Origin of the sequence: Streptomyces sp. NPDC050703 (genome assembly GCF_040654435.1) — a bacterium.
Taxonomy (GTDB): domain Bacteria; phylum Actinomycetota; class Actinomycetes; order Streptomycetales; family Streptomycetaceae; genus Streptomyces.
In genome coordinates, this window is sequence record NZ_JBFAHX010000056.1 from 35,780 (window position 1) to 41,854 (window position 6,075).

General features: G+C 70.6%; 3 protein-coding genes and 1 tRNA gene. 1 reads left to right on the forward strand and 3 read right to left on the reverse strand.

Translation table 11 applies throughout. The annotated features are described in order from the left end of the window. Positions 1-3: 3 nt before the first annotated feature. The 3 genes from AB0I16_RS32290 to AB0I16_RS32300 all read right to left on the reverse strand — a co-directional run bounded on the left by AB0I16_RS32290 (position 4) and on the right by AB0I16_RS32300 (position 5,271). Complete coding sequence (locus AB0I16_RS32290; RefSeq protein WP_363253210.1) at positions 4-1,896, reverse strand: sel1 repeat family protein; 1,893 nt, start codon at positions 1,894-1,896, stop codon at positions 4-6. Between the two features lie 289 nt (positions 1,897-2,185). After that, positions 2,186-2,259: transfer RNA gene (locus tag AB0I16_RS32295), tRNA-Met, on the reverse strand. Positions 2,260-2,310: 51 nt separating this feature from the next. Beyond that, positions 2,311-5,271: a UPF0182 family protein gene (locus AB0I16_RS32300; protein WP_363253214.1), complete on the reverse strand. Its 2,961-nt coding sequence runs from the start codon at positions 5,269-5,271 to the stop codon at positions 2,311-2,313. Positions 5,272-5,408: 137 nt separating this feature from the next. On the opposite strand from AB0I16_RS32300, the gene AB0I16_RS32305 reads away from it, so the two are divergent. Beyond that, positions 5,409-5,948, forward strand: coding sequence for a PPA1309 family protein (locus tag AB0I16_RS32305; protein WP_363253211.1), 540 nt, complete (start codon positions 5,409-5,411; stop codon positions 5,946-5,948). Positions 5,949-6,075 lie beyond the last annotated feature (127 nt).

Consider the following 6,075-nt stretch of genomic DNA (forward strand, 5'->3'; position numbering starts at 1 on the left):
GGGCTACGCCGACAGCTCCTGCCGCAGGGCCTCCCGCAGGCGCCCCGCGCGCTCCGCGACCTCCGCCGGGCCGAGCTCGACCGCGCGCGTGGCCCAGCGCTGGCCCTGTGCGAGCTGCCCGTGCCGTGCGTAGAGCAGGGCGAGGCGGAGCGCCGCCCTGCCGTGGCCGGCGTCGGCGGCCCTGGTCCACCAGAGCGCGGCCTCGGGCTCGCTGCCCTCCCTGGCGAGCAGCAGGCCGAGGTTGAACGCGCCGTTGCGGCTGCCCGCCTCGGCGGCCTTGCGGTACCACCGCGCGGCCTCGACGACGTCGCCCCGCGCCGAGGCCAGCATGCCGACCCTGACCTGGGCCCGCCGGTGCCCCAGCTCGGCGGCCCGCTCGTACCACTCCTCGCACTCGGTCTTCTCCGTGGCCGGTTCGCCGAGCGCGGGCGGGGCCTCCGCCGGGCGCCGCGCGTCGAGCACCGTGCCGAGCCGGTACGCCGCCTCGGCGCTGCCGCCGCCCGCCGCGCACCGCAGATGCCGCTCCGCCTCCCGGTCGTCGCCCTCGCGCAGCCGCGCGGTGCCGACCTGGAGGGCGGCGTCGGTGTGGCCCGCGGCCGCCGCGCGCTCGTACCACCGCAGGGCGGAGGTCTCGTCGTTCCTGCTCGCGTACAGGATGCCGAGGTTGAACGCCGCGTCGACGCTGCCCGCCTCCGCGGCCTTGCAGAACCACGGCTCGGCCCCGGCCGCGTCGCCGCCCTGGAGCAGCAGCACGGCCAGCGCGTTCGCCGCTTCGCGGTGTCCCGCGTAGGCGGCCCTGCGGTACCACTGGTCGGCCTGCGCGGTGCGGCCCTGCTCGGCGCAGAGCAGCCCGAGGTTGTACGCGCCGTTCACGTCGCCCGCGTCCATCGCCGCGCGGTACCAGCGCTCGGCGGTCTGGGTCTCGCCGCGCTCGGCGTGCAGCGCGCCCAGCGCGTTGGCGGCGTTGCCGTCGCCGTCCTGGGCGGCCTTCAGCCACCAGACGGCGGCGCTCTCCTGGTCGCCCGCGTCCCGCAGCAGGAAGCCGAGGGCGCAGGCCGCCCGCGGCTCGCCGTCCTTGGCGGAGTTGAGGTACCAGCGCCCGGCCTCCTTGAGGTCGCCGCGCCGCTCCAGGATCGCGCCGAGGTGCAGGGCGGCCCGCCGGTGCCCGCGCGCGGCGGCCTGGCGGTACCACTGCTCGGCCTCGCCGGCCGGCCCTCGTACCTCCTTGTCGGCGCGCGCGCCCTCGTCGGCCTTGCCGTCGCCCGGGCGCGGACCGGTCCCCGTGCCGCGGAGCACGCGTACGGGGTCCTCGCCCGGTTCGACGGCCTCGCCGCGCTCGGCGGCGGCCCGCCGGTCCAGGGCGCGGGCCAGGCGGTACGCGGCCTCACGGTGGCCCCGCTCGGCGGCGACCCGCATCCAGCGCTCGGCCCCGACGTCCCCGCGGTGCTCCAGGAGGTCGGCGAGCGCGTACGCCCCGAGGGTGTGGCCCTGCTCGGCGGACTGCCGCAGCCAGTACTCGGCGGCGGGCTCGTCGCCGCGCTCGCGGTGGTGCCTGCCGAGCGCGTGCGCGGCCGCCGCGGAACCGGCGACGGCGGCGACGCGCCACCAGCCCGCCGCCTCGTCGGCGTAGCCGCGCTGGTGCAGCAGGACGCCCAGGTTGTTGGCCGCGGCACGGTCGCCCTCGGCCGTCGCCGCGCGCAGCAGCGACTCGGCCCCGTCGAGGTCGCCGCGGCGCAGCAGAAGGCTTCCCAGGACGCTCATGGCGTCGACGTCGCCGGACTCGGCGGCCAGCCGATGGCGCAACTCCTCGGCGGCCGCCCCGGGGTCGTCCCGGTCGGCCGGCTGCACAAACCGCCCTGTCTCCAACAGAGTTGCCTTGTCCCCCATAACGTCCATCGTCGCACCACCTGCAACCTGGGTACACCTGGTATACCGCAGCCAGTGAGGTCACTTCAGCGTTTTGTCGACATGCCCACAGAGAGATAAGTGAAACACAGATCCCCCAACTCTCCCCCGTACGGACACGGTTCACATTTATTGGCATAGGCCGCCCGCACACGCCGTTCACCGCCGTCACGGAGCCGCCTCCGACGACCGCCCGGGCGCGTCGCGCACGCCGCTCCCGGTGGCACACCGCACACGACGAAGGCCCGGATCCATAAGGATCCGGGCCTTCGCCTTGCAGTAGCGGGGACAGGATTTGAACCTGCGACCTCTGGGTTATGAGCCCAGCGAGCTACCGAGCTGCTCCACCCCGCGCCGTTGTGTCCAAACCGTACCACGGCGCGAGGGGGCAGCCTGACCAGCTACTCAGCCACTGCTCTTGTCGCCGTTCTTGTCGGCGTCCTTCTCTCCGGCCTCGTCCCCCGCCTTGTCCGCGTTCTTGTCGGCGTTCTTGTCGCCGTCCTTCTCCGCGGCCTTGGCCGACGCCTCCTCGGCGCGCTCCAGCGCCTCCTGGAGCCGCTCCTGGGCCTCGCCGTACTTCTTCCAGTCGCCTTCCTTCATGGCCTTCTCGCCGTCCTCGAACGCCGTCTGGGCGTCGTCGAGCGCCGCCTGGACCGTCGGGTCGCTCGTCTTCGGCGGCTTCGTCGGCTCGCCCTCGTCCTGGTCGTCGCCCGGCGGCTTGGTGGACGCGTCGGCGCCGAAGACCTGGTTGAGGCCCTCGCTCAGGCTGTCGGCGAAGACGGTCTCCGTGCCGTACGAGACGGCCACCTTCTTCAGGAGCGGATACGCCGACTTCCGGCCCTGGACGTAGACGGGCTCCACGTAGAGGAAGCCGTCGTCCAGGGGCACGGTCAGCAGATTGCCGTAGAGGACGTCGGAGTCGGCGCCCTTCATGTCCCGGACGAAGTTGCCGACCTCCGTCATGGAGTTCAGCTTGTTCTGCACCTGTTCCGGGCCGTCGACGTCGCCCTTGACCCTCAGGAGCTGCATCTTGCCGTAGTTCTCGCTTCTGGCGTCGGCGTCCACCGTCATGAAGGCCCGCAGGTTGGGCCGCTCACTCGGGGTGAACGTCGTCGTCAGCGAGAACTGCTGGCGGTCCTGGCCCGGCGACTTCAGGGACAGGTAGTACGGCGGGACCGCGCTGTCGTCCTTCTTCGTCGGGTCGTTCGGGACCTGCCAGGCGTCACTCGCGTTGTAGAACTGGCCGGGGTCCGTGACGTGGTACTTGGTCAGGAGCTCGCGCTGCACCTTGAACATGTCCTGCGGGTAGCGCAGGTGGTCCATCAGCGCCTGCGGGATCTCGCTCTTGTCCTTGACGGTGCCCGGGAACGCCTTCTTCCAGGTCTTGAGGACGGGGTCCTTCTCGTCCCAGGTGTAGAGCTTGACCTCGCCGGTGTACGCGTCGACGGTCGCCTTGACCGAGTTGCGGATGTAGTTGACCCGGTTCTGCTGGGCGATCACCGTGCGCTGGCTGTCGGCCTGCGACAGCGAGTCGGCGGTGGTGTCGCCGAGCGTGGTCCGCGAGGCGTACGGATAGCCGTTCGACGTCGTGTAGGCGTCGACCACCCACTGGATGCGCTTGCCGACCACCGTCGGATACACGTCTCCGTCGATCGTCAGCCAGGGGGCCACCGCCTCGACGCGCTCCTTGGGCGTGCGGTTGTAGAGAATCCGCGAGCCCTCGCCGATCGCGCCCGAGTACAGGATCTGCGGCTCCCCGAAGGACACCGCGTACGCGGCGCGGTTGATCGGGTTGGAGAGGTTGACCCCGCTGTCGCCCTTGTAGCTGTAGGTCTTCTGGCCGCCGCCGTTCTCCTCGTAGTCGAGCTCCTTCTGGGGCCCGCCCACGATCGAGTACTGCGACGTCTTCTCGCCGTAGTAGATCCGCTGCTCGTACTCACCGAGGTCGCCGGTGGTGGGCAGGCCGGACTCGGTGAACGCCGGGGCGCCCTTGGAGCCCTTCTTCGTCTCCGTGCCCTTGGCCGCGACCATGCCGTAGCCGTGGGTGTAGGCGAAGTGGTCGTTGATCCAGTTCCGCTTGTCGAGCTTGTTCACGTCGATCTCACGCAGGCCGACGATGGTGTCCTGGCCGTTGTAGCGGTCGACGTCGAGCGTCTTCGGGAACTGGTAGTAGCTGCGCTCCTGCTCCAGCTGCTGGAACGTCGGCGAGACGATGTTCGGGTCGTTCAGCCGGTAGTTGGCCGCCGAGTCCGCTGCGTCGCGCTTCTTCTTGGGGGTCTCGTCGACCTTGCCCGCGCCCTCGTACGCCTCGGGCTTCACGCCGCTGATGCCGTAGGCGTCACGGGTGGCCTTGATGTTCTTCTCGATGTACGGCGCTTCCTTGGCCTGCTCGTTCGGCTGGACCTGGAACTTCTGGACGATCGCGGGGTAGAGCCCGCCGATGAGGATCGCCGAGAGCACCATCAGGCCGAAGCCGATGACCGGGAGCTGCCAGGTGCGCCGCCACAGCGTCGCGAAGAAGAGCACGGCGCAGATGACCGCGATGCAGAAGAGGATCGTCTTCGCCGGCAGGTAGGCGTTGGCGTCCACGTACCGCAGGCCGGTCCAGTTGCCCGTCGCCTTGAAGTCACTGGACTTCACCGCGAGGCCGTACCGGTCGAGCCAGTACGCGATGGCCTTGAGCGTGACGAAGACACCGAGCAGCACCGAGAGGTGCCCGGTGGCCGCCGCGGTCGCCCGCGCGCCGGGGCTGGTGATCCGCAGTCCGCCGTACAGGTAGTGCGTCAGGGCGGCGGCCACCAGGGAGAGCACCGCCGCAGCGAAGCCGAAGCCGAGCAGGAAGCGGTACCACGGCAGGTCGAACGCGAAGAACGCCACGTCCATGTGGAACTGCGGGTCCTTCTGGCCGAAGGGCACGCCGTTGATCCAGAGCAGCCAGGTGCGCCACTGCCCGGCGGCGGACGCGCCCGCGATCAGGCCCACCAGGGCGGTGACCCCGATCAGCAGCCACTTCTTGTACGGGGCGATGCCCATGCGGTACCGGTCGAGGCTCTGCTGCTCCATCGACATGGCACTCAGCGGCGGGCGCAGCCGGTGCGCCAGCCAGATGTTCACCCCGACCGCGACCGCCATGAGGAGGCCGAAGACGAAGAACAGTCCGATCTTGGTCCACAGGGTCGTCGTGAAGACCGATGAGTAGTTGACCGAGCGGTACCACAGCCAGTCCGTCCAGAACCCGGAGAACATGACGAAGGCCATGGCCAGCACGGCCAGGACCCCCAACGTCATGAGCAGGGTCCGGACACGACGGGAGGGTCGGCCCACTCTGATCCGTGGCCCCGTCGGGCCTCCGCCGCGGTCCGGCATCTGGAAAGCCAAGGTGCGCACCTCGAAGTTCGCTGTCGATATGTCAGGCCCCCGAGATCGTGGAGCCCCACCTATGCAACTTACTCACGCTTTACTCGGTTCCCGTTTCTCGGGACTAACGAGGCAGGATTGTGACCATGTCCAACACTCCCATGGCAGCGAGCCCCCTCACCCGGGCCGTCCTTGAGATCGACGAGTACGTCTCCGGCCTCGGCTGGGACCGGCCCGCCCGCCTCTTCGCGCTCGTCGACACGGCGCGACTGCGCACCCAAGAACCCGGCCTCGCCTCCCAGCTCGGCCTCGACGACGGCGTGGAGCACGCCGGTCTCACCCCCATCGAGCAGGAGGAGATCCCCGCGAACAAGCCGCTGGACGAGTTCCTCGGCACCATCGCCTGGCCCGACGCGGTGGCGGGCTGCGCCCTCACCGTCGAGCGCCAGATGCTGCCCCCGTCCGCCGAGACGTCCGTCCCCGAGGGCCTGAGCGACGCCAAGCTCGCCGCGTGGGTGGCGGCGCACCCGGACCGCCAGGAGGTCCGCATGACCGTGGCGGTGCTCCGCGACGGCGCGCGCGAGTCGGCGCTGCGGCTGCGCGAGAAGGACTCGCCGACCGAGGTCCTCACCGGCTCCGACCTGGTGCCGGGGCTCGCGGACGCGCTGGCGGCGACGTTCGCGTAGCGACGGCCGGCCCTGCCCGGCCTGCTCCGGGAAACACGCCCTAGCTGTATTGATCACGAGCGTTGTTGACACGGGGGTCTTGATCAAAGGCGAAGACCTCCGGTGTGGTGGAGCTGTCTAGGACTGC

Excerpts from the sequence above, each read along its gene's own strand:
- AB0I16_RS32290 (WP_363253210.1), bottom strand. The coding sequence starts at position 1,896 with ATGGACGTTATGGGGGACAAGGCAACTCTGTTGGAGACAGGGCGGTTT.
- AB0I16_RS32300 (WP_363253214.1), bottom strand. The coding sequence starts at position 5,271 with ATGCCGGACCGCGGCGGAGGCCCGACGGGGCCACGGATCAGAGTGGGC.
- AB0I16_RS32305 (WP_363253211.1), top strand. The coding sequence starts at position 5,409 with ATGTCCAACACTCCCATGGCAGCGAGCCCCCTCACCCGGGCCGTCCTT.